Genomic DNA, 23099 nt, shown 5'->3' with positions numbered 1-23099 from the left:
TCGGGGGTGTCGCTTCACGATATGGAAGTACAGTTCCACATCATGGAACCGAGCAGCAAGGGAGCGCAGTGACCGAGGGCAGCCCGACGGGCACGCAGGCGATCGACCGGGCAGCGATGCTCGTCGCCACCGTCGTGCGCGCCGACGAGCCGCTCTCCTTCGTGGAGGTGCAGGACACCTGCGGGCTGCCGAAGTCGACGACCTCGCGGCTGCTCACCGCGCTCGAGCGCACCGAGCTGGTCGAGCGCAACGACGCCGGCTCCTACGTCGCGGGCCCGCTGTTCTGGCTCTACGCCGCTCGCCACGACCCCTGGGAGGAGTGGGTGCGCGTCGCGCAGCCCACGCTGGAGCTGGTCGGCGAGGACACCGGCGAGACGGTCAACCTGGCGGTCGCGCGCGGCGACCGGGTCGTCCACGTCGCGCAGGTCGACTCCACCTTCATGCTCGGTGCCCGCGACTGGACGCAGGTCGAGGTGCCCAACCACGCCTCGGCGCTGGGCAAGGTGCTGCTGGCCTACGACGTGCTGCCGATGACCGCGCGGCTGGAGCCGGTCACCGAGGCGACGGTCACCAGCCTCACCGAGCTGCGCCGGCGGCTGCGCTCAGTGGTGGCCGAGGGCTGGGCCAGCACCGTCGACGAGCTGGAGATCGGGCTCTGCGCCGTGGCAGTGCCGGTCCGTGGGAGCGACGGCAGCGTGGTCGCCGCACTCGGGGTCTCCGGACCCAACCAGCGGCTGGCCGGCCGCCTCGACGAGGTGGCCGACCGGCTGAAGAAGCGGGCGGAGTTCTTGACCTCCCAGCTGCGCAAGTCCAACCCGAAGGAAGGTGTGGCATGACCCCCGAGGAGATCCTGCAGGGCCTCTACGACGAGACGCTCGTGGGCAACGGCCCGCGCGTCCTGGAGCTGACCAACGAGGGTCTCGACCAGGGCATGGAGCCGCAGACGCTGCTCTTCGACGCGCTCATCCCCTCGCTGGAGGAGGTCGGCGCCCGCTTCGAGCGCGGCGACTTCTTCGTCCCCGAGATGCTCATCGCCGGCCGGGCCATGGCCGGGGCGATGGAGCGCCTGCGCCCGCTGCTGGCCGAGACCGGCGTCCAGACCATCGGCACGTTCCTCATGGGCACCGTGAAGGGCGACGTGCACGACATCGGGAAGAACCTGGTCAACATCATGCTCGAGGGCGCCGGCTTCGAGGTCATCGACCTCGGCGTGCAGGTGGCGCCGGAGAAGTTCGTCGCCGCCATCGAGGAGCACCACCCCGACATCGTCGGCTTCTCGGCCTTCTTGACCACGACCATGCCGATGTTCAAGGCCAACCTGAACGCCCTGGAGAAGGCGGGCATGCGCGGCGACGTCATCGTGATGGTCGGCGGCGCCCCCGTCACGCAGGAGTACGCCGACGCCGTCGGGGCCGACGGCTACGCCGCCGACGCCTCGGCCTGCGTCAAGCGCGCCAAGGCGCTGCTGGACGAGAAGCGCTCGAAGGTCCCCGCCTGATGTCCGCCCCGCACCTCGAGACCGTGCTGCGCGGCGCCGGCGGCGAGCACGTCATCTCCCACGACCGGCCGTTCACCCTCATCGGCGAGCGCATCAACCCCACCGGCCGTCGCATCTTCCAAGAGCAGCTGCGCGCCGGCGACCTCTCCGCCATCGAGCGCGACGTCAAGGCCCAGGTCGACGGCGGCGCCGACGTGCTCGACGTCAACATGGGCGTGCCGCTGACCGACGAGGCCGACCTGCTGGCCAAGGCGATCACGCTGGTGCAGCAGCTCACCGACAAGCCGATCTGCATCGACTCCTCGGTCGTCGAGGCACTCGAGGCCGGGCTGTCAGTCTACCAGGGCCGCGCGCTGGTCAACTCCATCACCGCCGAGGACGAGCGGATGGAGCAGATCCTGCCGCTGGTCAAGAAGTACGACGCCGCGATCATCGCGCTGCCCAACGACGCCGACGAGATCCCGATGGAGGCGCCGAAGCGGATCGAGCTGACCCGCAAGATCTTCCAGGTCGCCACCACCGAGTACGGCATCGCCGCGGCCGACATCGTCATCGACCCGCTGGCCATGCCCATCGGCGCCGACCAGTCGGTGGCCAACACCTTCTTCGAGTGCGTGGCCGCGATCAAGGAGGAGTTCGGCGCCAACATGACCTGCGGCGCCTCCAACACCTCCTTCGGCATGCCTGGTCGCCACGAGCTCGGTGCGGCGTTCCTGCCGATGGCGATGACCGCGGGCCTGACCAGCGCCATCATGGACACCCGCACCCCGCAGATCGTCGAGGCGGTCAAGGCCGCCGACCTGCTGCTCGGCCACGACGAGTGGGGCATGGCGTGGATCGGCGCACACCGGGCCAAGCAGGCGGCCGTAGCCACCTGATGGCGCAGGACGACTTCGAGCTCGCCTCGGCGCTCGCGGACGACGTCGCCCGCGAGGGACTGCTCCAACCCCACGAGGCCGACCAGGCGACCCACGACGGCACCGGCCGCGTGCAGCTGCACTACCGCGTCGACACCGGCAGCGGCGACCCGCAGGACCGGCAGGTGCGCGTGCCACCGGGCGTGACGGTGTTCGACGCGGCGTCGTGGAACGGCATCGCGATCGACTCGACGTGCGGCGGCCACGGCACCTGCCACAAGTGCAAGGTGCGCGTCGAGGGCGACGCGCTCCCGATCACCCGTCACGACGTCAAGACCTTCACCTCCGACCAGATCGCCGCCGGCTGGCGGCTCGGCTGCCTGGTGAAGGCCACCCGCGACCTACGGGTCGACGTGCCACCCCTCACCACACGACCCAAGGCCGCCACTGTCGGCGTCGGGCGGCAGGTGATCCTGCGCCCGGCCGTGCAGAAGCGCTACGTCGAGCTCGACGAGCCGACGCTGGCCGACCAGCGCACCGACCTGGTGCGGCTCACCGAGGCCGTCACGGACCTGGAGTTCACCGCCGACCTGCACGCCATCCGCCGGATGGCCACCGTCATGCGGCAGGCCGACTGGAAGGTCACGGCGGTGCTGGTCGACGAGGTGCTGGTCGACGTCGAGCCCGGCGACACCACCGACACCCAGTACGCCATCGCGTTCGACCTCGGCACCACCACGGTCGTGGCGACGCTGCTGGACCTGGCCACCGGCACCCCGGTGGCGGTGGCCTCGATGCTCAACAAGCAGCAGCCCTTCGGCGGCGACGTCATCACCCGCATCTCCGCGACGATGATGGACCCCTCGTCCCTGGGTCGGCTGCGCGACGCGGCGGCGGCCACGTTGCAGGAGCTCGCCACGCAGGTGCTCACCGAGGGTGGCGTCGACCCCGCCTCGGTCTACGAGGTGGCTGTGGCCGGCAACGCGACGATGACCGCGCTCGCCCTGGGCATCGACCCCGAGCCGCTCGGCGTCGCGCCGTTCGTGATGTCGGTGGCGCAGCCGCCGTCGGTGCCGGCCGCCGATCTCGGCCTCGCGCTGCACCAGGGCGCCCGGGCGATGCTGTTCCCGGCGCTGGGCGCTTACGTCGGCGGCGACATCGTCGCCGGCATGCTGGCCAGCGGTATGGACCGCGACAAGCGGTGCCGGCTGTTCATCGACGTCGGCACCAACTGCGAGATCGTGCTCAGTGACGGCGACACCATCCTCTCCACGGCGGCGCCGGCGGGGCCGGCCTTCGAGGGCGGTGCCATCCGCTGCGGCATGCGCGCGGCCGACGGCGCGATCGAGACCATCAAGCTCGGTGACACGGTGGAGCTGGGCGTCATCGGCGACGTCGAGCCGAAGGGCCTGTGCGGTTCCGGGCTGGTCGACGCCGTGGCCGAGCTCGTCAAGGTCGGACTGCTCGACGCCTCGGGCCGGTTCGTGCCGAACGACGACGCGGCCTCGGTGGCGCCGGCGCTGGCCGACCGGCTCACCGCGGTGGGCGAGGAGCGGGTCTTCGTGCTGCACCGACCCAGCCCCGACGCACCGCCCGAGGAGTGCGTGTACCTCAGCCAGCGCGACGTCCGTGAGCTGCAGTTCGCCAAGGCCGCGATCTCGACCGGCTGGTCGCTGCTGCTCGAGGAGCTCGGCCTGGAGCACCGCGACGTGCAGCAGGTGCTGCTCGCCGGCTCGTTCGGCAGCTACCTCTCCCCGGCGTCGGCGGTGCGGATCGGCCTGGTGCCGAAGCTGCCGGTGCTGCGCATCGTCGCCGCCGGCAACGTCGCCGGCGAGGGCGCGAAGATGGCGCTCCTCTCCCGCCGCGAGCGCGAGGGTGCCAACCTCCTGCTCGAGGAGGTGAGGTATGTCGAGCTCTCCGACCGACCGGACTTCAACGACGCCTTCGTCGACCAGCTCGGGTTCTGAGCCGGGAGGCGGGATAGTCAGAGACGAGATGGTTGCTCCGGCAGGCGTGTCGACAGCCATTTCGTCTCTGACTATCCCGACGGCCCTGATCGCCTGCGGGGCGCTGGCCCAGCCGGCGGGGGAGATCGTCGCGCGCCACGGGTGGCCGGTCGACGTCCACCCGCTGCCGCCGCTGCTGCACAACCAGCCGCAGCGGATCGCCGGGGAGGTCCGGGCGCTCGCCTCCGAGCTGGCCGAGCGGTACCAGCGCGTGGTGGTCGGCTACGCCGACTGCGGCACGTACGGCGCGCTCGACACCGTCTGCGGCGACCTCGGCCTGGAACGGCTGCCGGGGCTGCACTGCTACGACGTCTACGCCGGGCAGCGCCGCATCGAGCAGATCTTCGAGACCCAACCAGGGACGTACCTGCTCACCGATTTCCTGGTGCGCTCCTTCGCCCGCACCGTCGAGCGCGAGCTGGGCCTGGACCGCTGGCCCGAGCTGCGTGAGGACTACTTCGGCTCCTACACCCGCGTCGTCTGGCTCGCCCAGGACCCGGCCGACCCGGAACTGCTCCCGCTGGCCCAGGCCGCCGCCGCGAAGATCGGGCTGCCGCTGGAGGTCGAGCCCACCGGCGTCAGCGGTCTCGAGGAGGCGCTCCGCTCGCTCCTGCCGGCGTAGCCCGTTACGTGGTTCATGGTCGCCGGAGCCTTCGACCATGACGAGTGCGCTGGACTACGCCTCCAGCCGGGCGACCAGCTCGCTGCGCCAGGCCTCGGTCTCGGCGATCTGGTTGAAGGTGAAGACGTGGAGTCCCTCGACCAGGGCCTCGGCGGGCACGAGCGCGGGGGCGCACTGGGTGAGGAAGCGCTCGCCGGTGAACCCGCCGGGAGCGGCGAGGCGGGCGAAGAGACCCTTGTTCTTGGCCAGGAACTTCGTGGACTCCCCGACGCCGATCTTCGTGGCCATCGAGAGCAGCTTGGCGCGCTCGACCGGTCCCGGCATGCCCAGCAGCAGCGGCATGGTCACGCCGCGAGCGCGCAGCCGGCCGACCCAGCTCGCGATCGCCGACGGGTCGAAGGTCAGGTTCGAGACGATGGTGGTGGCGTGGTGGCGCTTGTCCCACATCGACTGCACGGTGAGGTCGTCGTGGATCGTCGGGTGCGACTCGGGGTAGCCGGTGATGCCGACGTGGCTGAACGGGTTGCCCAGCTCCTTGAGGTCGGTGAGCAGCGCCAGCGCGTCGGGGTAGTCACCCACCGCCTCGGCGTCGCCACCGGGCACGAAGACGTGGGTGATGCCCTGCGCGGTGAGCCGCTCGCAGATCTCGCTCAGCTCGGTACGACCGCTGACCATGCGGGCCGCCACGTGCGGGACGACGGTGTAGCCGTGACCGGCGAGCCGCTCGGCCAGGTCGAAGGTCGCCTCCAGGCCCTTGGAGGGCGACGCGGTGACAGTGATGGTGCGGTCGACCGCCACGGCGTCGAGGATCTTCTGCTCCGTCGTCGCGGTGGGCAGCACCTCGTAGCGGGCATGGGCGAGCAGCCGGAGCAGGCCCTGGCGGACCTCGTCGCGGGACGGCCGACGGACAGCGAGCTTGTTGCGCATCGTGCATCTCGTTTCGTATCACGCACTCGACGCGTCCGAGACTACCGATGCAGGTCGGCCTCCGCCAGACGTTGCAGCGCCTCGTCGATGACCTCGTTCTTCTTGCAGAACGTCCATCGCACCTTGTGCGCGCCCTCCGCGGCGTCGTCGTAGAACCCCTGGCACGGCACGGCCACCACGCCGGCCCGCTCGGGCAGGGCCCGGCAGAAGGCCAGCGAGTCCTCCCAGCCGTAGCGAGCGACGTCGGTGACGACGAAGTAGGTGCCCTGCGGCACGTGAACGTCGACGTCGAGAGTGGCGAGTCCCGCGCACAGCCGGTCGCGCTTGGCCTGCAGCTCGCCGGCGAGACGCCGGGGGAAGTCGAGCTCGTGGGTGAGCGCGTACGCCGTGGCCGGCTGGAAGGCGGAACCGGAGGTGTAGGTGAGCCAGTTCTTCGCCGCCTCCACCGCGGTCACCAGCTCGGCGGGTCCGCTGGCCCAGCCGACCTTCCACCCGGTGAGCGAGAACGTCTTGCCGACGCTGGAGATGGTCACGGTGCGCTCGAACATGCCCGGCAGCGTGGCGATCGGCAGGTGCGCGGCGTCGTCGAAGGTGAGGTGCTCGTACACCTCGTCGCTCACCACCACCAGGTCGTGCTCAATCGCCACCCGGGCGACCGCCTCGAGCTCCTCGCGGGTGAGCACCGTCCCGGTCGGGTTGTGCGGGGTGTTGAGCAGGATCAGCTTCGTGCGCGAGGTGATGGCCGCGGCCAGCACGTCGACGTCGAGGCGGTACTCGGGTGCGCGGAGCGTGACGCCACGCCGGACGCCGCCGGCCAGCTGCACCACGGCGTCGTAGCTGTCGTAGTACGGCTCGAGCATCACCACCTCATCGCCGGGGTCGACCAGCCCGAGCACGGCCGCCGCGATCGCCTCGGTGGCGCCGGTGGTGGCGACCACCTGGCTGCGGTCCAGCTCGAGGCCGTAGCAGCCGCGCTGGTGGGCGATGACCGCGTCCAGCAACTCGGGCGTGCCGTGGCCGGGCGGGTACTGGTTGCGCCCGGCGCGCATCGCCGACTCGGCCTGCGCGATCACCGACGTCGGACCGTCCTCGTCGGGGAACCCCTGGCCCAGGTTGACCGCGCCCGTGCGCACCGCGAGCGCCGACATCGTCGCGAAGATCGTGCTCTCGATCCCCTGGAGCCGCTGAGCGTGTCGCATCTGATCACCCTAGGCTCGGGGCCGTGGCCGACCTCGCGAAGGACATCGACTCGATCTGCCGGCTGACCGGCGAGTTCACGCTCCGCTCCGGGCAGGTCTCCCACGAGTACTTCGACAAGTACCTCTTCGAGTCCGACCCCGTGCTGTTGGGCCGCGTGGCCGACGAGATGGTCGCCCTAGTGCCCGAGGGCACCGAGCTCCTCGGCGGACTCGAGCTCGGCGGGGTGCCGATCGCCACCGCGCTGAGCATGCGGGTCGGGCTGCCGGCGCTGTTCGTGCGCAAGAAGGCCAAGGAGTACGGCACCTGCAAGCTGGCCGAGGGGCCCGACTTCGCCGGGCGCCGGGTGACGCTGGTGGAGGACGTCATCACCACCGGTGGAGCGGTGCGCGACGCCACCAACGCGCTGCGGGCCGCAGGAGCTCACGTGGAGGTCGTGGTCTGTGCGATCGACCGCAGCCCCGAGGGCGAGAACCCGCTGGCCGACGTCGGCCTGGAGGTGCGCCCCGTGCTTACGAAGTCGGCTCTCGACGCGGCTCGGGGCTAGCCGAGTCCTCCTCGCCGCCGATGTCCTTCGCATGGCGCACGGCCTCGATGATGAGCGGGACGACGGTGAAGACGCCGATGGCGATCATGGCGGCGTCGAGGTTGTCGCCGATCCACTCCACCCGGCCCAGGAAGTAGCCGAGCAGCGTGATGAACACGACCCACGCCACGGCGCCGATCGCACTCCAGGTGAAGAAGCGGCGCCGGTCCATCCGGGTGATGCCGGCGACCAGCGTGATGTAGGTGCGCACGAACGGCACGAAGCGGCCGATGACCAGCGCCTTGGTGCCGTGGCGCTCGAAGAAGAAGCGGGTGTTGTCGAGGTACTTGCGCTTGAGGATGCGCCCGTCGCGCTCGTAGAGGGGTGGCCCGAGGCGTCGACCGATCTCGTAGCCGGCGACGTTGCCCAAGAAGGCGGCCAGCGTCAGCAGCACGATGGCCAAGACGAGCTCGACCGGCTTCGAGGAGCTGCCGAGCACCTCGATCCGGCCGCCGGCGATGAAGAGCCCCAGCGCGAAGAGCAGTGTGTCGCCGGGCAGGAACGGGAAGAACAGCCCGCACTCGACGAAGACGATCACCAGGCTGATCCAGAACAGGGTGCCGCCGAACTCGTGCAGCAGGTAGTTCGGGTCCATCCAGGAGATCCCGAGCAGCAGCGGGGTCGAGACACTCACGCTGCCTGATTCTATGAGTCGGCCCTGACGGGAGTCTGACCGCGCGCTGTCCCGCTCCTGTGGAGCGTCCAGTGCGACCTCCTGGGCCAGCTGTGGCGCAACCTCCTGTGCGACGCTGCGGCGCGTGCCCGCAGACGACGCCGACCAGCGCGCGCCCTACGACCCGATGCCGTACGGCCCGGCCGAGGTCGGCGTCGGGCCGTGGCCGGGGACCTGGCCCGACGACGAGCGCTACGACCCCGACCTGCTGCGCGAGGGCGACCGGCGCAACGTGGTCGACCGCTACCGCTACTGGTCGTTGAAGGCGATCGTCGCCGACCTCGACACCCGCCGGCACGACTTCCACGTGGCCATCGAGAACTGGCAGCACGACTTCAACATCGGCACGGTGGTGCGCACCGCCAACGCGTTCTTGGCGCGCGAGGTGCACATCGTCGGTAACCGCCGCTGGAACCGCCGCGGTGCGATGGTCACCGACCGCTACCAGCACCTGCGCCACCACGCCTCGGTCGCCGACCTGGCGCGCGACCTGGGCGACGTGCCGCTGTGGGGCATCGACAACCTCCCCGGCTCGGTCCCGATCGAGAGCGTCGACCTGCCGCGGCGGGTATGCCTGCTCTTCGGCCAGGAGGGCCCGGGCCTCTCCGAGCAGGCCCGATCGGCGTGTGACGCCACCTTCTCCATCGCCCAGTTCGGCTCGACCCGCTCGATCAACGCCTCGGCCGCCGCGGCCATCGCCATGCACGCCTGGGTCGTGCGGCATGCGGAGCTGGGGGAGGCCTGGCGGGGGTAGTTCAGATCGTTCGTGTCGGTCCGACCGCGCGAAGGCGGCACATCTTGATCTGGACTACCCCCGGAGCTCGCGCAGGGTCCGGCGGTGGACCAGCTCGATGACCACCTCGCGGGCGGGCAGGTCGGCCAGGAGGTACGCCGTGCCGAGCAGGCCGCGGGGGCGGAAGCTCACCGTCTGGACCAGGGTGGTGCCCTCGCCGCGGGGCAGCACCTTCGTCGTCAGCCGCACCTGNCTCGGCGCTGCGGACCTCCCAGAAGCCGGCGCGGTCACCGGCGCCGAGCTGCTCGGCATCCGGCGGCTCGACCGGAGGCGGTCCGCCCACCAGGCGGTCGAGGGAGCCGCGCAGCCGCAAGGGGAGGGCGTCGAGGTACCAGTGCGGGCCCGGCCCGGCCGCGGTCAGCCGCGACCATGCCGCGGCCGGCGAGAGGTCGAGGTCGCGACGGCGGGTGCTGGCGAGCAGGTCCATCCCACGAGCCTAGGAATGAGGCAACCCGCGGGTAGCAACTAGGGTCGTGGGCGACGTCCAGCCACTGCCACAGGAGTGTCCCGCATGCCGATCGCGACCCCCGAGGTCTACGCCCAGATGCTCGACTCGGCGAAGGAGGGGTCCTTCGCCTACCCGGCCATCAACGTCTCCTCCTCCCAGACGCTCAACGCCGCGCTGGCCGGCTTCGCCGAGGCGGGCAGCGACGGCATCGTGCAGGTCTCCACCGGTGGTGCGGAGTACCTGTCGGGCCCGACCGTCAAGGACATGGTCAGCGGCTCCGTCGCCTTCGCGGCGTACGCCCAGGAGGTGGCCAAGAAGTACCCGGTCAACATCGCGCTGCACACCGACCACTGCCCCAAGGACAAGCTCGACGGCTTCGTCCGGCCGCTGCTGGCGATCTCGCTGGAGCGGGTACGTGGCGGTGGGTTGCCGCTGTTCCAGTCGCACATGTGGGACGGCTCGGCCGTCCCGCTGGAGGAGAACCTCCAGATCGCCGAGGAGCTGCTCGCGCAGTGCGCGGAGGCGCACATCGTGCTCGAGGTCGAGATCGGCGTCGTCGGCGGCGAGGAGGACGGCGTGGAGGGCGGCAGCGGCGAGAAGCTCTACAGCACACCCGAGGACGCCATCGCCACCGTCAAGGCACTCGGCGCCGGCGAGAAGGGCCGCTACCTGACCGCGCTCACCTTCGGCAACGTGCACGGCGTCTACAAGCCCGGCAACGTCAAGCTGCGCCCGGAGATCCTCCAGCGCGCCCAGCAGGAGGCGGCCGAAGCGCTCGGCCAGGGCGCCGACGCCCGTCCCTTCGACCTGGTCTTCCACGGCGGCTCGGGCTCCACGGCCCAGGAGATCAGCGACGCCGTCGACTTCGGCGTGGTGAAGATGAACGTCGACACCGACACCCAGTACGCCTTCACCCGGCCCATCGCGGGCCACATGCTCGCCAACTACGACGGCGTGCTGAAGGTCGACGGCGAGGTCGGCAACAAGAAGACCTACGACCCCCGCGCCTGGGGCAAGGCCGGCGAGGCCGGCATGGCCGCCCGGGTCGTCGAGGCGTGCGAGAACCTGCGGTCCGCCGGTCACCGGGTCGGCTGAGCTGCCCTACCCCCGAGCCGGGGCGTCGACCGCAACTCCTCGGTCGACGTGTCGGCCGCGGAGGTCAGGTGAGCTCGCCGGAGCCCCGGCCGTGTGCTTGAAGGGTTCGTAGAAGAGCACCGCCACCAGCCCGAGCACGCAGATCGCCGCCGGCAGCAGGAAGGACTGCTGCATCGCCTTCGAGAAGAGGTCGGCCGCCCGCGAGTCGGTGATTCTTGCCGCACCGGCGTCGCCGTGGGCGGCGGCCCCGGGCAGGTAGTGCGACAGCCGGCTGTCCATCATCACTGCGATCGCCGCCGCCCCGACCACCGAGCCGACCTGCCGGACAGCGTTGTAGACGCCGGCCCCCGCTCCAGCCAGGCGCAGCGGGAGGTTGCGGTTGGCGGTAGCCGCGGTCGGCGCCCAGATGAAGGCGTTGCCGGTGCCGAGGACCACCTGGAACACGCAGAGCAGCCAGATCTGCGACGTGCGCTGGAGCTGGGTCGCCAAGGTGAACATGCCGATGATGGTGAGAGCGAACCCGGTGCCGACCACCAGGCGCGGATGTACGCGGTCGGTCAGGCGACCGACGTAGGGAGCCAGCACGATCGACATGACGGCCATCGGAAGCAGGAGGAGCGCCGACTGCGTCGGGGAGTAGCCGCGTACGGCCTGCGCCCAGAGCATCAGCGGGTAGCCCATGGACACGCCGACGAAGCCCATCACGCTGATCGCGACATTGGAGACGGAGAAGTTGCGGTCCTTGAACAGACCCAACGGCACCAGCGGCTCACGCCTGTTGCGGGCCTGCCACAGGACGAACAGCCCGATCATGACCACGCCGCCGACGATCATCGCGATGATCCATGACGCCCAGTGCTTGTCGTGACCCTCCTGGATGCCGAAGGCCAGGAGGAACAGACCCACGCCGGACATCACCACACCCAGCCAGTCGAAGCTGTGCTCGTGCGTGGGCAGGGCCGGCACCCAGCGCATCGCGAGGACGAAGCCGATCACCCCGACGGGCACGTTGACGAAGAAGATCCACTCCCAGCCCAGACCGTCGGTCAGCACCCCGCCCAGGACGGGCCCGACCACCATCGCGACGCCGGCGGTCGCGCCCCAGGCCGCCATGGCCTTGCCCCGCTCGGCGGCCGGGAAGATCCGAGTGATGATGGCCATCGTCTGAGGCGTGATCATCGACGCCCCGAGACCCTGGACGACCCGGGCCACGATGAGCATTTCGATGCTGTTCGTCAGCCCGCACCACAGCGACGCGAGCGTGAAGACCGTCAGACCCGCGAGGTAGAGGTACTTCGAGCCGAAACGGTCGCCCAGCCGCCCGCTGATCAGCACCGGCACCGCGTAGGCCAGCATGTAGGCGCTCGAGACCCAGACGACCTCGTTCACGCTGGCGTCGAGCTTCTCGATGATGGTCGGCGTCGCGACCGTGACGATGGTGAGATCGACCAGGATCATGAAGAACCCGAGCACGAGCGCCGCCAGGGCACGCCAGGGACGGAGTTCGTCGGTGCCGGGAATCGCTGCCGGGGCCTGGGTCGTGGTCACAGCATGAGCCAACACCCGGGCACCGACATTTGCTTCCCCCGCACCCCTGAGATGCTGGCGGCGTGACCCAGTTCAACGACCTGATGGCCGGCCCCCCGCCCACCGAGCTGCCGGTTGACCCGGCCGCAGGCGAGCTCGACGCCGGCGCCGCGGCGATCGACGTCGTCCGCCACCACCCCGAGTCCCCGCTGGCCTGGGCGACGCTGGCCGAGACCGCGCGGGCCGAGGGCGCCGACGACGTGAGCGTCTACGCCTACGCCCGCGTCGGCTACCACCGCAGCCTGGACCTGCTGCGCCGCAACGGCTGGAAGGGGCACGGCCCCGTGCCGTGGGCGCACGAGCCCAACCGTGGCTTCCTGCGGTCGCTGGCGGCGCTCACCAAGGCGGCGGAGGCGATCGGCGAGACCGGTGAGGCCGAGCGCTGCCGCGACTTCCTGCGCGACTCCAGCCCCGAGGCGGCCGACGCTCTGCTCTAGGGCTGTGAGCGACGTCACCTGTGAGTAGGGTGCCGGCCATGACTGCTGAATCTCGGGAGCGGGTGCCCGAGGTGCCCCGTACGCGACGCGGCCCCATGGTCGCTGCCGGCATCCTCCTGCTCATCCCTGTCGTGGCGCTGGTCTGGGTGCCGTCCTACAACCAGGAGACGCCGAAGCTGTGGGGCTTCCCGTTCTTCTTCTGGTACCAGTTCGCCTGGGTCTTCCTGTGCGCCGCGGCCACCTGGAGCGCGTACCGGCTCACCCTCGCGGCCCGCCGCGGGACGCACCGGTGAGCCCGCTGGCCGCGCACTCCGGCGTCAACGGCCCGGCGCTGGTGGTGCTGATCGTGCTGTTCGCGCTGGTGGCCGTCGCCGGCTTCCTGGCCACCCGCTTCCAGGCGGGCGGACCGCTGGACAACCTCGACGAGTGGGGCCTGGGCGGTCGCCGGTTCGGCACCTGGGTGACCTGGTTCCTCCTCGGCGGCGACCTCTACACCGCCTACACCTTCGTGGCGGTGCCCGCCGCGATGTTCGCCACCGGAGCGGTCGCCGGCTTCTTCGCCGTGCCGTACACGATCGTGCTCTACCCGATCATCTTCGTCTTCATGGCGCGGATGTGGTCGGTCAGCCACCGCCACGGCTACGTCACCACCGCCGACTTCGTCCGCGGCCGCTACGACGACCGCGGCCTGAGCCTGGCCGTCGCCGTCACCGGGTTCGTCGCGACGATGCCCTACATCGCGCTGCAGCTGGTCGGCATCCAGGCCGTGCTGGAGGTGGCCGGAGTCGGCAGCACCGCCAACAAGTTCCTCAACGACATCCCGCTGTTCGTCGCCTTCATCATCCTGGCCGCCTACACCTACACCAGCGGGCTGCGGGCCCCTGCGGTCATCGCCTTCGTCAAGGACATCTTGATCTACCTGGTGGTGATCGTCGCGATCATCTACATCCCCGCCCACCTCGGCGGTTGGGACGGCATCTTCGGTGCCGCCAAGGAGAAGATGGCCGCCACCAACGAGCTGACCGGCAAGCCCAACGGCGCTTTCGTGCCGGGCCTCGGCCAGTCGTGGGCCTACGCCACCCTCGGGCTCGGGTCGGCGATGGCGCTCTTCATGTACCCGCACTCGATCACCGCGAGCCTGTCGTCGGGCAGCCGCAACACGATCCGCCGCAACGCCGCGATCCTGCCGCTGTACTCGTTCGTCCTCGGCCTGCTGGCGCTCCTGGGCTGGGTGGCGATCAAGGCCGGGACGCAGCCGGTCGGGCTCAACGGCAAGCCCAACCCGCAGCTGGTGATCCCCCAGCTCTTCGAGGACATGTTCCCGGGCTGGTTCGCCGGCGTCGCGTTCGCCGCCATCGCCATCGGCGCCCTGGTGCCCGCCGCGATCATGTCGATCGCCGCCGCCAACACCTTCACCCGCAACATCTACAAGGAGTGGCTGAAGAAGGACGCCACGCCGCAGCAGGAGGCCAAGGTCTCCAAGATCATGTCCCTGCTGGTGAAGGCGTTCGCGCTCGTCTTCGTGCTCGTGCTCGACCGGCAGAACGCCATCAACTTCCAGCTGCTGGGCGGCGTGTGGATCCTGCAGATCTTCCCCACGGTGGTCTTCAGCCTCTACACGCGCTGGTTCCACAAGTACGCCCTGCTCGCCGGCTGGGCCGTGGGCATGGTCTACGGCACGGTGGCCGCCTACAAGGTCGCCTCGCCCGCCACGAAGCACTTCGGCGGCAGCCTCTCGGCGATCCCGGTGATCGGCGACCTCGGCTACATCGCCATGTCCGCCTTCGTCATCAACGTCGTGGTGGCCGTCGTGCTCAGTGCGATCCTCCACGCGGTGAAGGTGCCCAACGGTGCCGACCACACCGTGCCGGGCGACTACTACGCCGACACCGACGACCCGCGCGTCGCTCACGACCTGATGCTGGAGGACCCGGCCACCAAGCCGACCACCTGAGCGCTGCTTCCCACGGTGAACGGCCGCTTCCCACAGGTCCTACGTCGTGGGAGGCGGCCGTTCACCATGCCACCATGGTGAACGGGCCCCGCTACCGAGGCAGCACCATCCGCCACGCCCCGGGCTCCACGGTCCAGGTGCGCTGACGCTCCGGCCCGTAGACCTCGCCGTCGGCGGAGCAGTAGAACTCCTCGCCGCTGATGTGGACGCGGCTGGCGCGGCGGTAGAGCACGTCGTCGCGCGCCGGATGGCGGCCCAGTCGCATCGCCACGACGTAGCCGATCCGCTCGACGGGGCCGGTGGCGAACGACACCATGACGTCGACCAAGCCGTCGCCCGGCACGGCGTCGGGGGTGATGGGGGTGCCGCCGCCGACGTCGGGGCCGTTGCCTACCGACACCATGAGCACCGGCCGGTCGAGGTCGGCGGCCAGGTCGTCATCGATCTCGACCCGCAACCGGATGAAGGGCGGCTTGACCGCGGCCAGCGCGGCCCCGATCGGGTAGCCGAGCTTGCCCAGGTTCACCTTGCCGACGCCGACCCGGCCCAGCCGGCCCTTCCAGCGGGCAGCGCGTCTGCTGGCCTGCGCGCTCGCGCCGGCGTGGACGTTGTTGACCACCACCTCGCCGACCTCGTCGATCACCAGGTCCAGCGACCGCACCTCGCCCTCGAGCACCACGCGGGCGGCGTCCGCCGGCTCCAGCGGGATGCCGACGCCGCGGGCGAAGTCGTTGCCGGTGCCCAGCGGCACCAGCCCCAGCACGGAGTGCTCGAGGTCGTGGCGCCGGCGCAGCGCTGAGACCACCGCGTGCAGGCTGCCGTCACCGCCGGCCACGACGATGCGCCGCGATCCCGCGCGGTGGAGCACGCCGTCGAGCTCGCCGGGGTTGGCGGTGTGGGCGACCTCGACGTCGGTGGCCGCGCGCAGCACCCGCAGCGCGGCGTCGAGCGACTCCTCCTCGGCCGTACCCGCCGCGGCGTTGGCGATGACGAGCAGCGGATCCATCGGGGCAACCTACCGATGCGGCGCCTGCTCGGCGATCTCGCCTGGCGCGCCCACGAGCGCCGCCCGGGACGCGGGGGCCCTGGTCGACCCCGTACGGCGGTGGGTGTCCCACCTCTGCGCGAGCGAGCGATCGCGGCGGTGGTATGCGGTAGCTGATCGGAACTCCGGCCGGGTTGGTAGCGTTCGCCGGTGCCCGCCATCGCGATCATCGGTGCCCAGTGGGGCGACGAGGGCAAGGGCAAGGCGACCGACCTGCTCGGCTCCAGCGTCGACTACGTGGTGAAGTTCAACGGCGGCAACAACGCCGGACACACCGTCGTGGTGGGCGACCAGAAGTACGCCCTGCACCTGCTGCCCAGCGGCATCCTCACCCCCGGCTGCACGCCGGTCATCGGCAACGGTGTGGTCGTCGACCTCGAGGTGCTCTTCGAGGAGCTCGACGCGCTGATCGCGCGCGGGCTCGACGTCAGCGCCCTGAAGGTGAGCGCCAACGCCCACGTCATCGCCGACTACAACCGCACCATGGACAAGGTCGCCGAGCGGTTCCTCGGCAGCCGGAAGATCGGCACGACGGGCCGCGGCATCGGCCCGACGTACGCCGACAAGATGAACCGGATCGGCATCCGGATCCAGGACATCTTCGACGAGAAGATCCTCACCCAGAAGGTCGAGGGGGCGCTGGAGCTGAAGTCGCAGATCCTCACCAAGATCTACAACCGCCGCGCGCCCGAGGTGCAGCAGACGGTCGAGGAGCTGCGCGAGTACGCCGACCGCCTGGCGCCGATGGTGTGCGACACCGGGCTGCTGCTCAACCAGGCGCTCGACCGCGACGAGACCGTGCTGCTGGAGGCCGGCCAGGCCACGTTGCTCGACGTCGACCACGGCACCTATCCGTTCGTGACGTCCTCCTCGGCCACCGCCGGCGGCGCCTGCACCGGCTCGGGCATCCCGCCGAATCGCCTCACCCAGGTGATCGGCATCGTCAAGGCGTACACGACGCGCGTGGGGGAGGGGCCCTTCCCCACCGAGCTCTTCGACGACCACGGCGAGTACCTGCGCAAGACCGGGGCGGAGTACGGCGTCACCACGGGGCGGCCACGTCGGTGCGGCTGGTACGACGCCGTCATCGCCCGCTACGCCGCTCGCGTCAACGGCGTCACCGACTTCGTGCTCACCAAGCTCGACGTGCTCACCGGCCTGGACACGGTGCCGGTGTGCGTGGCCTACGACGTCGACGGCGTGCGCCACGACGAGATGCCGGTGAACCAGACCGACTTCCACCACGCCCGGCCGATCTACGAAGAGCTCCCCGGTTGGTGGGAGGACATCTCCGAGGCCCGGTCGTTCGAGGACCTCCCGAAGAACGCTCGCGACTACGTGCTCGCCGTCGAGGAGATGTCGGGTGCGCGGATCTCCGCCGTCGGCGTCGGCCCCGACCGCGAGGCCACCGTCGTCCGGCACGACCTGATCGGCGCATGAAGGTCCTCGTCGTCGGCCCGGGCGGGCGCGAGCACGCGCTGTGCCTGGCGCTCGCGCGCGACCCCGAGGTCACCGAGGTGCACGCCGCACCAGGCAACCCCGGGATGGCTCCGGTGGCGTCGCTGCACGACGTCGACGCCATGTCCGGCGAGGCCGTCGCGTCACTGGCCTCGTCGCTGGGCGTCGACCTGGTCGTCGTCGGCCCCGAGGCGCCCCTGGTGGCCGGAGTGGCCGATGCCGTGCGTGCGCAGGGGATCGCCTGCTTCGGTCCGACGCGAGCCGCCGCCCAGCTCGAGGGGTCCAAGGCGTTCGCGAAGGACGTGATGACGGCGGCCGGGGTGCCCACCGCGGCCGCTCGGGTGTGCACGACGTCCGCGGAGGCGGCCGCTGCGCTGGACGAGCTCGGCTCGCCCTACGTCGTCAAGGACGACGGCCTGGCCGCCGGCAAGGGCGTCGTGGTCACCGAGGACCGGCAGGCGGCGCTCGACCACGCGGCGGCCTGTGAGCGGGTGGTGATCGAGGAGTTCCTCGACGGTCCCGAGGTCTCGCTCTTCGCCGTGTGCGACGGCTCCACCGTCTACCCGCTGCAGCCCGCCCAGGATTTCAAGCGGGTCTTCGACGGCGACCATGGCCCCAACACCGGCGGCATGGGCGCCTACACGCCGCTGCCGTGGGCGCCTGCGGACCTCGTCGCCGACGTGCAGCGCACGGTGCTGCAGCCCACCGTCGACGAGATGGCCCGCCGCGGCACCCCCTTCGCGGGGCTGCTCTACGCCGGGCTCGCGCTCACCTCCCGCGGTGTGCGCGTCGTGGAGTTCAACGCCCGCTTCGGCGATCCCGAGACCCAGCCACTGCTGGCGTTGCTGGAGTCCCCGCTCGCGCCGCTGCTGCACGCGGCGGCCACCGGTTCGCTCGCGTCCGTGCCGCCGCCGGTCTTCCGGTCGGGTGCCGCGGTGGCCGTCGTCATGGCGTCGAAGGGGTACCCGGAGGGCTCGTCGAAGGGCGACCCGATCACGGTCGGCGCGTTGCCGGCCGAGGTGTCGGTGGTTCAGGCGGGCACGGCGCTCGAGGACGAGCAGCTCGTCACCGCGGGTGGTCGGGTGCTCGCCGTCGTGGCCACCGGTGCCGACGTCGCCGCCGCGAGGGGCCTGGCCTACGACGGCGTCGCCGCGGTCGACTTCCCGGGCGCCCAGTGGCGTACCGACATCGCGAAGGAGCGCTGATGGGCACGGCGACCTCGGCCGACGGGACCACGATCGCCTACGAGGCCTACGGCGACGGCCCGGCGGTGATCGTCGTCGGCGGTGCCACCAACACCAAGGAGGCCTGGGCCGAGCTGTGCCAGGCGCTCGCGACCGACGGGTTCACCGGTGTCACCTACGACCGGCGCGGGCGGGGCGGGAGCGGCGGCACGCGTCCCTATGAGGTGGAGCGCGAGGTGGAGGATCTCGCCGCCGTGATCGAGGCGGTCGGTGCCCCGGTCGGTGATCCGGCCGGCGTCCACGCCGTCTCCTCCGGCGGTGCCCTGGCCTACCGTGCCGCCGCGGCCGGGGTGCCGATCCGCACCCTGTCGGTCCTCGAGACGCCCTACCGCGTCGGCGACCACCCGACGCCGCCGGCGGACTACATCGAGACGCTGCAGGAGCTCTACGACCTCGACGACCCGCAGTCGATGCTGGAGTACTTCTTCCTGGCGGGCGTGGGGCTGCCGCCCGAGGCGGTCGACGCGATCACGTACGGCCCGGACTTCGACGCGCTCCTCGGGGTCGGGCTGACGGTGCTCTACGACGCTTTGTGCCTGGGCAGCAGCGAGGCCGTGCTGCCCGCCGACCTGCTCGCGACGGTGAGCACCCCGGTGCCCTCGATCGCCAGCACCGGCAGCCCGGCGTTCCTCGTCGACGCCGCCCGGGCAGCGGGGGACGCCGTGCCCGACGGCACCTTCGTGCAGCTGTCGGGGGACTTCCACAGCGTGCCCACCGCGACGCTGGTGCCGGAGCTGGCGGCCCACCACCGGGCCTAGACTGAGGTCACGTGACGATCCCCAACGTGCTCGCCGGGCGCTACGCCGGCGCCGACCTCGCCCAGATCTGGTCCCCGGAGCACAAGGTCGTCCTCGAGCGGCAGCTGTGGCTCGCCGTGCTGGAGGCGCAGCGGTCGCTGGGCGTCGCGGTGCCCGACGGGGTGGTCGAGGCCTACGCGGACGTCGTCGACAAGGTCGACCTGGAGAGCATCGCGGCGCGCGAGCGGGTGACGCGGCACGACGTGAAGGCGCGCATCGAGGAGTTCAACGCCCTGGCCGGCCACGAGCACGTGCACAAGGGCATGACCTCGCGCGACCTGACCGAGAACGTCGAGCAGCTGCAGGTGCGCGACAGCCTGCGCCTGGTGCGGCAGCGGATGGTCGCCACGCTCGCGCGGCTGGCCCGGCTCGCGGCCGAGCACGAGCACCTGGTGATGGCCGGACGCAGCCACAACGTCGCCGCCCAGGCCACGACGCTGGGCAAGCGGTTCGCCACCGTGGCCGACGAGCTGCTGGTGGCGCTGGCTCGCGTCGACGACCTGCTCGCGCGCTACCCGCTGCGCGGCGTCAAGGGCCCGATGGGCACCGCGCAGGACATGCTCGACCTGCTCGACGGCGACGCCGACCGGCTGGCCCGGCTCGAGCGCTCGGTGGCCGCGCACCTGGGCTTCGAGCACGTGCTCACCAGCGTCGGCCAGGTCTACCCGCGATCCTTGGACTACGACGCGGTCTCCGCGCTCGCGCAGGCGGTCGCCGCCCCCTCGAACCTGGCCACCACCATCCGGCTGATGGCCGGCAACGAGCTGGTGACCGAGGGATTCGCGGAGGGCCAGGTCGGCTCCAGTGCGATGCCGCACAAGATGAACACCCGCTCGTGCGAGCGGGTCAACGGGCTCGCCGTCGTCGTGCGCGGCAACCTGACGATGCTCGGCGAGCTGGCCGGCGACCAGTGGAACGAGGGCGACGTCTCCGACTCCGTCGTCCGCCGCGTGGCGCTGCCCGACGCGTTCTTCGCCACCGACGGGCTGTTCCAGACCTTCCTCACCGTGCTCGACGAGTTCGGTGTCTTCCCGGCCGTGGTGCAGCGCGAGCTCGACCGCTACCTGCCGTTCCTGTCCACCACGAAGGTGCTGATGGCCGCGGTGCGCAACGGCGTCGGCCGCGAGGTCGGGCACGAGGCGATCAAGGAGCACGCGGTGGCCGTCGCCCTCGAGATGCGCCAGGGCCTCGCCGCCAACGACCTGCTCGACCGGCTCGCCGCCGACCCCCGCCTGGGCCTGACCCCCGACCAGCTCACCACCTTGGTGGCCGAGCCGATCGACTTCACCGGCGCGGCGGTCGACCAGGTCGACGCGGTGGTGCGTCGCGTGGAGCAGGTCGTCGCCGCCGACCCCGAGGCCGCGGCGTACGTGCCCGGCGCGATCCTCTGAGGCGTCGGGTCTCCGCGCGTCTGGGCGGCTGAGGCGTCACGTTGCCGCGCGTCCGGGACGCTGAGGCGTCGGGTTCCCGCGCGTCGGGGCGGCTGAGGCGTCGGGTTCCCGCGCGTCGGGGCTGCTGAGGCGTCGGGTTCCCGCGCGTCTGGGCGGTTGAGGCGTCGGCTGTCGAAACCGGACGCCTCACCGCCTCCTGAGCGGTGGGATGCGACGTCTCGACGCCGCTGACGCGCGGAGATGTGACGCCTCGGCGGGGCGGTAGCGTCGGTGCGGTGAAGGCCGTCGAGCTCCGGATCACCGGCACCGTGCAGGGCGTGGGGTACCGCTGGGCGTGCGAGCACGAGGCCGCCCGACTTGGTGTGGTCGGCTGGGTGCGCAACGAGGTCGACGGGTCGGTCTCGGCCCACGCGGAGGGCGACGAGGACGCCGTCGACGCCCTCGTCGACTGGTGCCGCCGCGGCCCGGCCGCGGCGTCGGTGGCCGGGGTCGAGGTCACCAGCGGGTCCGTCGAGGGCGGGTCGGGCTTCCGGACGGTCGCCTGAACCTCGCGAAACGGGCGGTGGACCCACGAAACTCGTCTCCGCTACCGAATCTGGAGCCAATTTCCGGGGGTTTTGCCGGGCACCCGGCAAAACCCCCGCCGCCCAGCGGCCCCCTCAGACCCGCGCCCGACCGCCATGGGTGGCCAACTCCCGCGCGATCTCGTGCAGGTCGGGCCCGAGCACCTCCTCGGGGATCGGCGGGAGGATCTCGTCGTACTCCAGGCCCAGGGAGCCCCGGATCTGCGGGAAGCCGTCGGGTCTCGCCACGAACCACAGGTGCAGGTGCTCTGCGCCGCTGCCGAACCGGATCACGTAGGTCTGCGCCACGTGCGGCAGCCGCTCGACGATCCGGCACAGGATCACCTCCCAGCGGCCGGTCGCGGCGGCGAGGTCGTCGTCGAGCTCGGTGAAGTCGATGTGCTGCTTGGTCTGCAGGAACAGGATCAGCAGGCCGCTGGGGCGGAACATCCGCGAGACGAAGAAGTCGTCGTTCTCCCAGATGGTGCGCTCGGTCGGTAGCGAGGCGCAGATCGGGCAGCCGTCGGCACCGGTGCGCGCCACCGGCTCGGCGGCCGGTGGCGCCAGCGGCTTCGGCTCCAGCGTGCCGTCGACGACCTGCCAGGGGAAGGTCGCCTCCGCCGCGACGTCGGTGCGGTTCAACCCGCTCGCGGTGACGCGGGCGTAGAGCGCCTCCGGCGACTCGGGCACGCCGGCTACACCAGCGCCCGGCCGTCGTGGGTGGCGAGGTGGCGGGCCACCTCGTGGGCGTCGGCGCGACGGATCTCCTCGGGCACCGGCGGCAGGATCTCGTCCCACTCGACCGCCAGCGAGCCGATGATCTGGGCGAACCGCTCGGGTCGGGCGATGAACCAGTCGTGCATGTGCTCGGCGCCGTCGCCGATGCGCATCACGTGAACGCGCCCGATGTGGGGGAGCGCCTCCATGATCCGGCAGAGCGTCACCTCGAGCCGGCCGCACTCCGCGGCGAGGTCGTCGTCGAGCTCGGGGAAGTCGAGGTGCTCCTTGGTCTGCAGGAACAGCACCAGCGGCAGCGAGTGCGAGCCAAGCATCGAGACGAAGAAGTGGTCGTTCTCCCAGATCGTCCGGTCGCTGCCGTAGCTGCGGCACACCCGGCACGGGTCGGTGCCCTCGCGGGGCTCCTCGGCGTCGACCGGTGGCTGCAGCACCTTCGCCACGAGCGTCCCGTCGACGACCTCCCACGGGAACTGCCGCCAGTCGCTCATGTCGGGCAGCGGCAGACGACCGTCGGCGCCGGCCGCGGCGCTGATGCGGGCGTAGAACTCCTCGGGAGACTCGGGCACGTGTCCACCTTGCCAGCCTCAGCGGGCTCCGCGTACGCCGTTGAGCACAAGGTCGACGACGGCCCTCGCCTCCTTCTCCGTGAAGGGGCGGCGCGAGACCAGCAGCCGCTGGGCGGTGAGGCCGGCCAGCAGCTCCATCACGAGCTCGGCGTCCACGTCCGAGCGGACCTCACCGCGCTCGACTCCCCGCGTCAGGATCCGGGTGGTCTGCTCGCGACGGGCGCGCAGCTGCCGGCCGTACGCCTCGGCCAGGTCGGCGTTGTCCTCCTGGGCCGCGACGAGCGCGACCAGGAAGCCACGCCGCCGCTCGGGGGGCGACCACGCTCCGACGACGTCGAGCATGAGCGCGCTCAGGTCCTCCTCGACCGACCCGGTGTCGGCCACCGGCACCTCGGCGTAGACCTCCTCCATCAGCGCACCGAGCAGGTCGTCGACCGACCGGTAGCGCCGGTAGACCGACGACGTGGCGACGCCGGCCCGCTGCGCCACCTGCTCCAGCGAGAGGTCGCGGGCGTGGCCCTCGGCCAGCAGCGCCCACGCGGCCTCGTGGACGGACCGGTCCACGGCTCGGCTGCGCGGGCGGCCTGGACGATTTCCGCTCATGCAGTTAGCGTAAT

Annotated in this window: 25 protein-coding genes; 16 read left to right on the top strand and 9 right to left on the bottom strand. The window is 71.2% G+C overall.

Annotation, left to right across the window (positions count from 1 at the left end; translation table 11 throughout):
* Window positions 1-68 precede the first annotated feature (68 nt).
* From D9V37_RS16975 to D9V37_RS16955, 5 genes are read left to right on the top strand one after another with little or no spacing between them, the layout of a single operon-like run.
* Window positions 69-836 carry an IclR family transcriptional regulator gene (locus tag D9V37_RS16975; protein WP_121807321.1) on the top strand — a complete coding sequence of 256 codons (768 nt, stop codon included), beginning with the start codon at window positions 69-71 and terminating at the stop codon, window positions 834-836.
* Complete coding sequence (locus D9V37_RS16970) at window positions 833-1498, top strand: corrinoid protein (protein WP_121807320.1); 666 nt, start codon at window positions 833-835, stop codon at window positions 1496-1498. Before D9V37_RS16975 ends, D9V37_RS16970 begins: the two co-directional genes overlap by 4 nt.
* Window positions 1498-2376: a dihydropteroate synthase gene (locus tag D9V37_RS16965; RefSeq protein WP_121807319.1), complete on the top strand. Its 879-nt coding sequence runs from the start codon at window positions 1498-1500 to the stop codon at window positions 2374-2376. The genes D9V37_RS16970 and D9V37_RS16965 overlap by 1 nt, the downstream gene beginning before the upstream one ends.
* Entirely contained in the window at window positions 2376-4322 is a 1947-nt protein-coding gene (locus tag D9V37_RS16960) for an ASKHA domain-containing protein (protein ID WP_121807318.1), read from the top strand. Before D9V37_RS16965 ends, D9V37_RS16960 begins: the two co-directional genes overlap by 1 nt.
* A 46-nt stretch (window positions 4323-4368) precedes the next feature.
* A complete protein-coding gene (locus D9V37_RS16955) occupies window positions 4369-4983 on the top strand; it encodes a DUF1638 domain-containing protein (protein WP_198412623.1) in 615 nt (204 codons plus the stop codon).
* Window positions 4984-5037: 54 nt separating this feature from the next.
* Here D9V37_RS16955 and D9V37_RS16950 read toward each other — a convergent pair whose 3' ends face one another.
* Window positions 5038-5910: a methylenetetrahydrofolate reductase gene (locus D9V37_RS16950; protein WP_121807316.1), complete on the bottom strand. Its 873-nt coding sequence runs from the start codon at window positions 5908-5910 to the stop codon at window positions 5038-5040.
* A 41-nt stretch (window positions 5911-5951) separates the two neighbouring features.
* The gene (locus D9V37_RS16945) at window positions 5952-7109 is read right to left on the bottom strand and encodes a pyridoxal phosphate-dependent aminotransferase (protein WP_121807315.1); all 1158 of its coding nucleotides are present in this window, start codon (window positions 7107-7109) and stop codon (window positions 5952-5954) included.
* Between the two features lie 23 nt (window positions 7110-7132).
* Between D9V37_RS16945 and pyrE the strand changes: the two genes are divergently transcribed.
* Window positions 7133-7654, top strand: coding sequence for an orotate phosphoribosyltransferase (gene pyrE / locus D9V37_RS16940; RefSeq protein ID WP_198412622.1), 522 nt, complete (start codon window positions 7133-7135; stop codon window positions 7652-7654).
* Here pyrE and D9V37_RS16935 read toward each other — a convergent pair.
* Window positions 7620-8327, bottom strand: a complete 708-nt coding sequence (locus tag D9V37_RS16935) for a DedA family protein (RefSeq protein ID WP_232524974.1) — start codon at window positions 8325-8327, stop codon at window positions 7620-7622. The genes pyrE and D9V37_RS16935 overlap by 35 nt on opposite strands.
* A 166-nt stretch (window positions 8328-8493) precedes the next feature.
* On the opposite strand from D9V37_RS16935, the gene D9V37_RS16930 reads away from it, so the two are divergent.
* Window positions 8494-9120 carry a TrmH family RNA methyltransferase gene (locus D9V37_RS16930; RefSeq protein ID WP_121807889.1) on the top strand — a complete coding sequence of 209 codons (627 nt, stop codon included), beginning with the start codon at window positions 8494-8496 and terminating at the stop codon, window positions 9118-9120.
* Between the two features lie 54 nt (window positions 9121-9174).
* Here the strand turns inward: D9V37_RS16930 and D9V37_RS16925 are convergent, their stop codons facing one another.
* Window positions 9175-9348: a DUF2867 domain-containing protein gene (locus D9V37_RS16925; RefSeq protein WP_158604506.1), complete on the bottom strand. Its 174-nt coding sequence runs from the start codon at window positions 9346-9348 to the stop codon at window positions 9175-9177.
* Between the two features lie 322 nt (window positions 9349-9670).
* Here D9V37_RS16925 and fbaA point away from each other — a divergent pair, with 322 nt between their 5' ends.
* Window positions 9671-10702: a class II fructose-bisphosphate aldolase gene (gene fbaA / locus D9V37_RS16920; RefSeq protein WP_121807313.1), complete on the top strand. Its 1032-nt coding sequence runs from the start codon at window positions 9671-9673 to the stop codon at window positions 10700-10702.
* Window positions 10703-10708: 6 nt separating this feature from the next.
* On the opposite strand, the gene D9V37_RS16915 is transcribed toward fbaA, so the two are convergent.
* The gene (locus D9V37_RS16915; RefSeq protein ID WP_269778389.1) at window positions 10709-12250 is read right to left on the bottom strand and encodes a DHA2 family efflux MFS transporter permease subunit; all 1542 of its coding nucleotides are present in this window, start codon (window positions 12248-12250) and stop codon (window positions 10709-10711) included.
* Window positions 12251-12333: 83 nt separating this feature from the next.
* Here D9V37_RS16915 and D9V37_RS16910 point away from each other — a divergent pair, with 83 nt between their 5' ends.
* From D9V37_RS16910 to mctP, 3 genes are read left to right on the top strand one after another with little or no spacing between them, the layout of a single operon-like run.
* A complete protein-coding gene (locus D9V37_RS16910; protein ID WP_198412669.1) occupies window positions 12334-12726 on the top strand; it encodes a DUF3151 domain-containing protein in 393 nt (130 codons plus the stop codon).
* A gap of 38 nt (window positions 12727-12764) precedes the next feature.
* Window positions 12765-13019: a DUF3311 domain-containing protein gene (locus tag D9V37_RS16905; protein ID WP_232524973.1), complete on the top strand. Its 255-nt coding sequence runs from the start codon at window positions 12765-12767 to the stop codon at window positions 13017-13019.
* On the top strand, window positions 13016-14680 hold the full coding sequence (gene mctP, locus D9V37_RS16900; RefSeq protein ID WP_232524972.1) for a monocarboxylate uptake permease MctP: 1665 nt from the start codon (window positions 13016-13018) through the stop codon (window positions 14678-14680). The genes D9V37_RS16905 and mctP overlap by 4 nt, the downstream gene beginning before the upstream one ends.
* Before the next feature lie 91 nt (window positions 14681-14771).
* On the opposite strand, the gene D9V37_RS16895 is transcribed toward mctP, so the two are convergent.
* Window positions 14772-15686 (bottom strand): diacylglycerol/lipid kinase family protein, encoded by a 915-nt coding sequence (locus tag D9V37_RS16895; protein ID WP_121807310.1) that lies wholly within the window; start codon window positions 15684-15686, stop codon window positions 14772-14774.
* A gap of 189 nt (window positions 15687-15875) precedes the next feature.
* Here D9V37_RS16895 and D9V37_RS16890 point away from each other — a divergent pair, with 189 nt between their 5' ends.
* The 5 genes from D9V37_RS16890 to D9V37_RS16870 all read left to right on the top strand — a co-directional run bounded on the left by D9V37_RS16890 (window position 15876) and on the right by D9V37_RS16870 (window position 21160).
* Window positions 15876-17165 (top strand): adenylosuccinate synthase, encoded by a 1290-nt coding sequence (locus tag D9V37_RS16890; protein WP_121807309.1) that lies wholly within the window; start codon window positions 15876-15878, stop codon window positions 17163-17165.
* Entirely contained in the window at window positions 17162-18388 is a 1227-nt protein-coding gene (gene purD / locus D9V37_RS16885; RefSeq protein ID WP_121807308.1) for a phosphoribosylamine--glycine ligase, read from the top strand. Before D9V37_RS16890 ends, purD begins: the two co-directional genes overlap by 4 nt.
* Window positions 18388-19185 (top strand): alpha/beta fold hydrolase, encoded by a 798-nt coding sequence (locus D9V37_RS16880; RefSeq protein WP_121807307.1) that lies wholly within the window; start codon window positions 18388-18390, stop codon window positions 19183-19185. The genes purD and D9V37_RS16880 overlap by 1 nt, the downstream gene beginning before the upstream one ends.
* A gap of 11 nt (window positions 19186-19196) precedes the next feature.
* The gene (gene purB, locus D9V37_RS16875) at window positions 19197-20615 is read left to right on the top strand and encodes an adenylosuccinate lyase (RefSeq protein WP_121807306.1); all 1419 of its coding nucleotides are present in this window, start codon (window positions 19197-19199) and stop codon (window positions 20613-20615) included.
* 275 nt (window positions 20616-20890) lie between these two features.
* On the top strand, window positions 20891-21160 hold the full coding sequence (locus D9V37_RS16870; protein WP_198412621.1) for an acylphosphatase: 270 nt from the start codon (window positions 20891-20893) through the stop codon (window positions 21158-21160).
* 114 nt (window positions 21161-21274) lie between these two features.
* On the opposite strand, the gene D9V37_RS16865 is transcribed toward D9V37_RS16870, so the two are convergent.
* Genes D9V37_RS16865 through D9V37_RS16855 form a run of 3 tightly spaced genes read right to left on the bottom strand, consistent with a single transcriptional unit; the run spans window position 21275 to window position 23085 of the window.
* On the bottom strand, window positions 21275-21868 hold the full coding sequence (locus D9V37_RS16865; RefSeq protein WP_121807304.1) for a hypothetical protein: 594 nt from the start codon (window positions 21866-21868) through the stop codon (window positions 21275-21277).
* A 5-nt stretch (window positions 21869-21873) separates the two neighbouring features.
* Window positions 21874-22482 carry a hypothetical protein gene (locus D9V37_RS16860; protein ID WP_121807303.1) on the bottom strand — a complete coding sequence of 203 codons (609 nt, stop codon included), beginning with the start codon at window positions 22480-22482 and terminating at the stop codon, window positions 21874-21876.
* An 18-nt stretch (window positions 22483-22500) separates the two neighbouring features.
* Window positions 22501-23085 carry a TetR/AcrR family transcriptional regulator gene (locus D9V37_RS16855; protein ID WP_121807302.1) on the bottom strand — a complete coding sequence of 195 codons (585 nt, stop codon included), beginning with the start codon at window positions 23083-23085 and terminating at the stop codon, window positions 22501-22503.
* Window positions 23086-23099 lie beyond the last annotated feature (14 nt).

Source organism: Nocardioides mangrovicus (genome assembly GCF_003674065.1).
Taxonomy (GTDB): Bacteria; Actinomycetota; Actinomycetes; order Propionibacteriales; family Nocardioidaceae; genus Marmoricola; species Marmoricola mangrovicus.
This window is presented reverse-complemented; position numbering and strand designations above follow the sequence as displayed.

Bases quoted from the DNA above. Each gene is read 5' to 3' on its own strand.
- D9V37_RS16855 (WP_121807302.1), bottom strand. From the start codon at position 23,085: ATGAGCGGAAATCGTCCAGGCCGCCCGCGCAGCCGAGCCGTGGACCGG.
- D9V37_RS16970 (WP_121807320.1), top strand. From the start codon at position 833: ATGACCCCCGAGGAGATCCTGCAGGGCCTCTACGACGAGACGCTCGTG.
- D9V37_RS16905 (WP_232524973.1), top strand. From the start codon at position 12,765: ATGACTGCTGAATCTCGGGAGCGGGTGCCCGAGGTGCCCCGTACGCGA.
- D9V37_RS16950 (WP_121807316.1), bottom strand. From the start codon at position 5,910: ATGCGCAACAAGCTCGCTGTCCGTCGGCCGTCCCGCGACGAGGTCCGC.
- D9V37_RS16910 (WP_198412669.1), top strand. From the start codon at position 12,334: ATGGCCGGCCCCCCGCCCACCGAGCTGCCGGTTGACCCGGCCGCAGGC.
- D9V37_RS16960 (WP_121807318.1), top strand. From the start codon at position 2,376: ATGGCGCAGGACGACTTCGAGCTCGCCTCGGCGCTCGCGGACGACGTC.
- purD (WP_121807308.1), top strand. From the start codon at position 17,162: ATGAAGGTCCTCGTCGTCGGCCCGGGCGGGCGCGAGCACGCGCTGTGC.
- D9V37_RS16930 (WP_121807889.1), top strand. From the start codon at position 8,494: ATGCCGTACGGCCCGGCCGAGGTCGGCGTCGGGCCGTGGCCGGGGACC.
- D9V37_RS16895 (WP_121807310.1), bottom strand. From the start codon at position 15,686: ATGGATCCGCTGCTCGTCATCGCCAACGCCGCGGCGGGTACGGCCGAG.
- D9V37_RS16965 (WP_121807319.1), top strand. From the start codon at position 1,498: ATGTCCGCCCCGCACCTCGAGACCGTGCTGCGCGGCGCCGGCGGCGAG.
- D9V37_RS16880 (WP_121807307.1), top strand. From the start codon at position 18,388: ATGGGCACGGCGACCTCGGCCGACGGGACCACGATCGCCTACGAGGCC.
- fbaA (WP_121807313.1), top strand. From the start codon at position 9,671: ATGCCGATCGCGACCCCCGAGGTCTACGCCCAGATGCTCGACTCGGCG.
- D9V37_RS16945 (WP_121807315.1), bottom strand. From the start codon at position 7,109: ATGCGACACGCTCAGCGGCTCCAGGGGATCGAGAGCACGATCTTCGCG.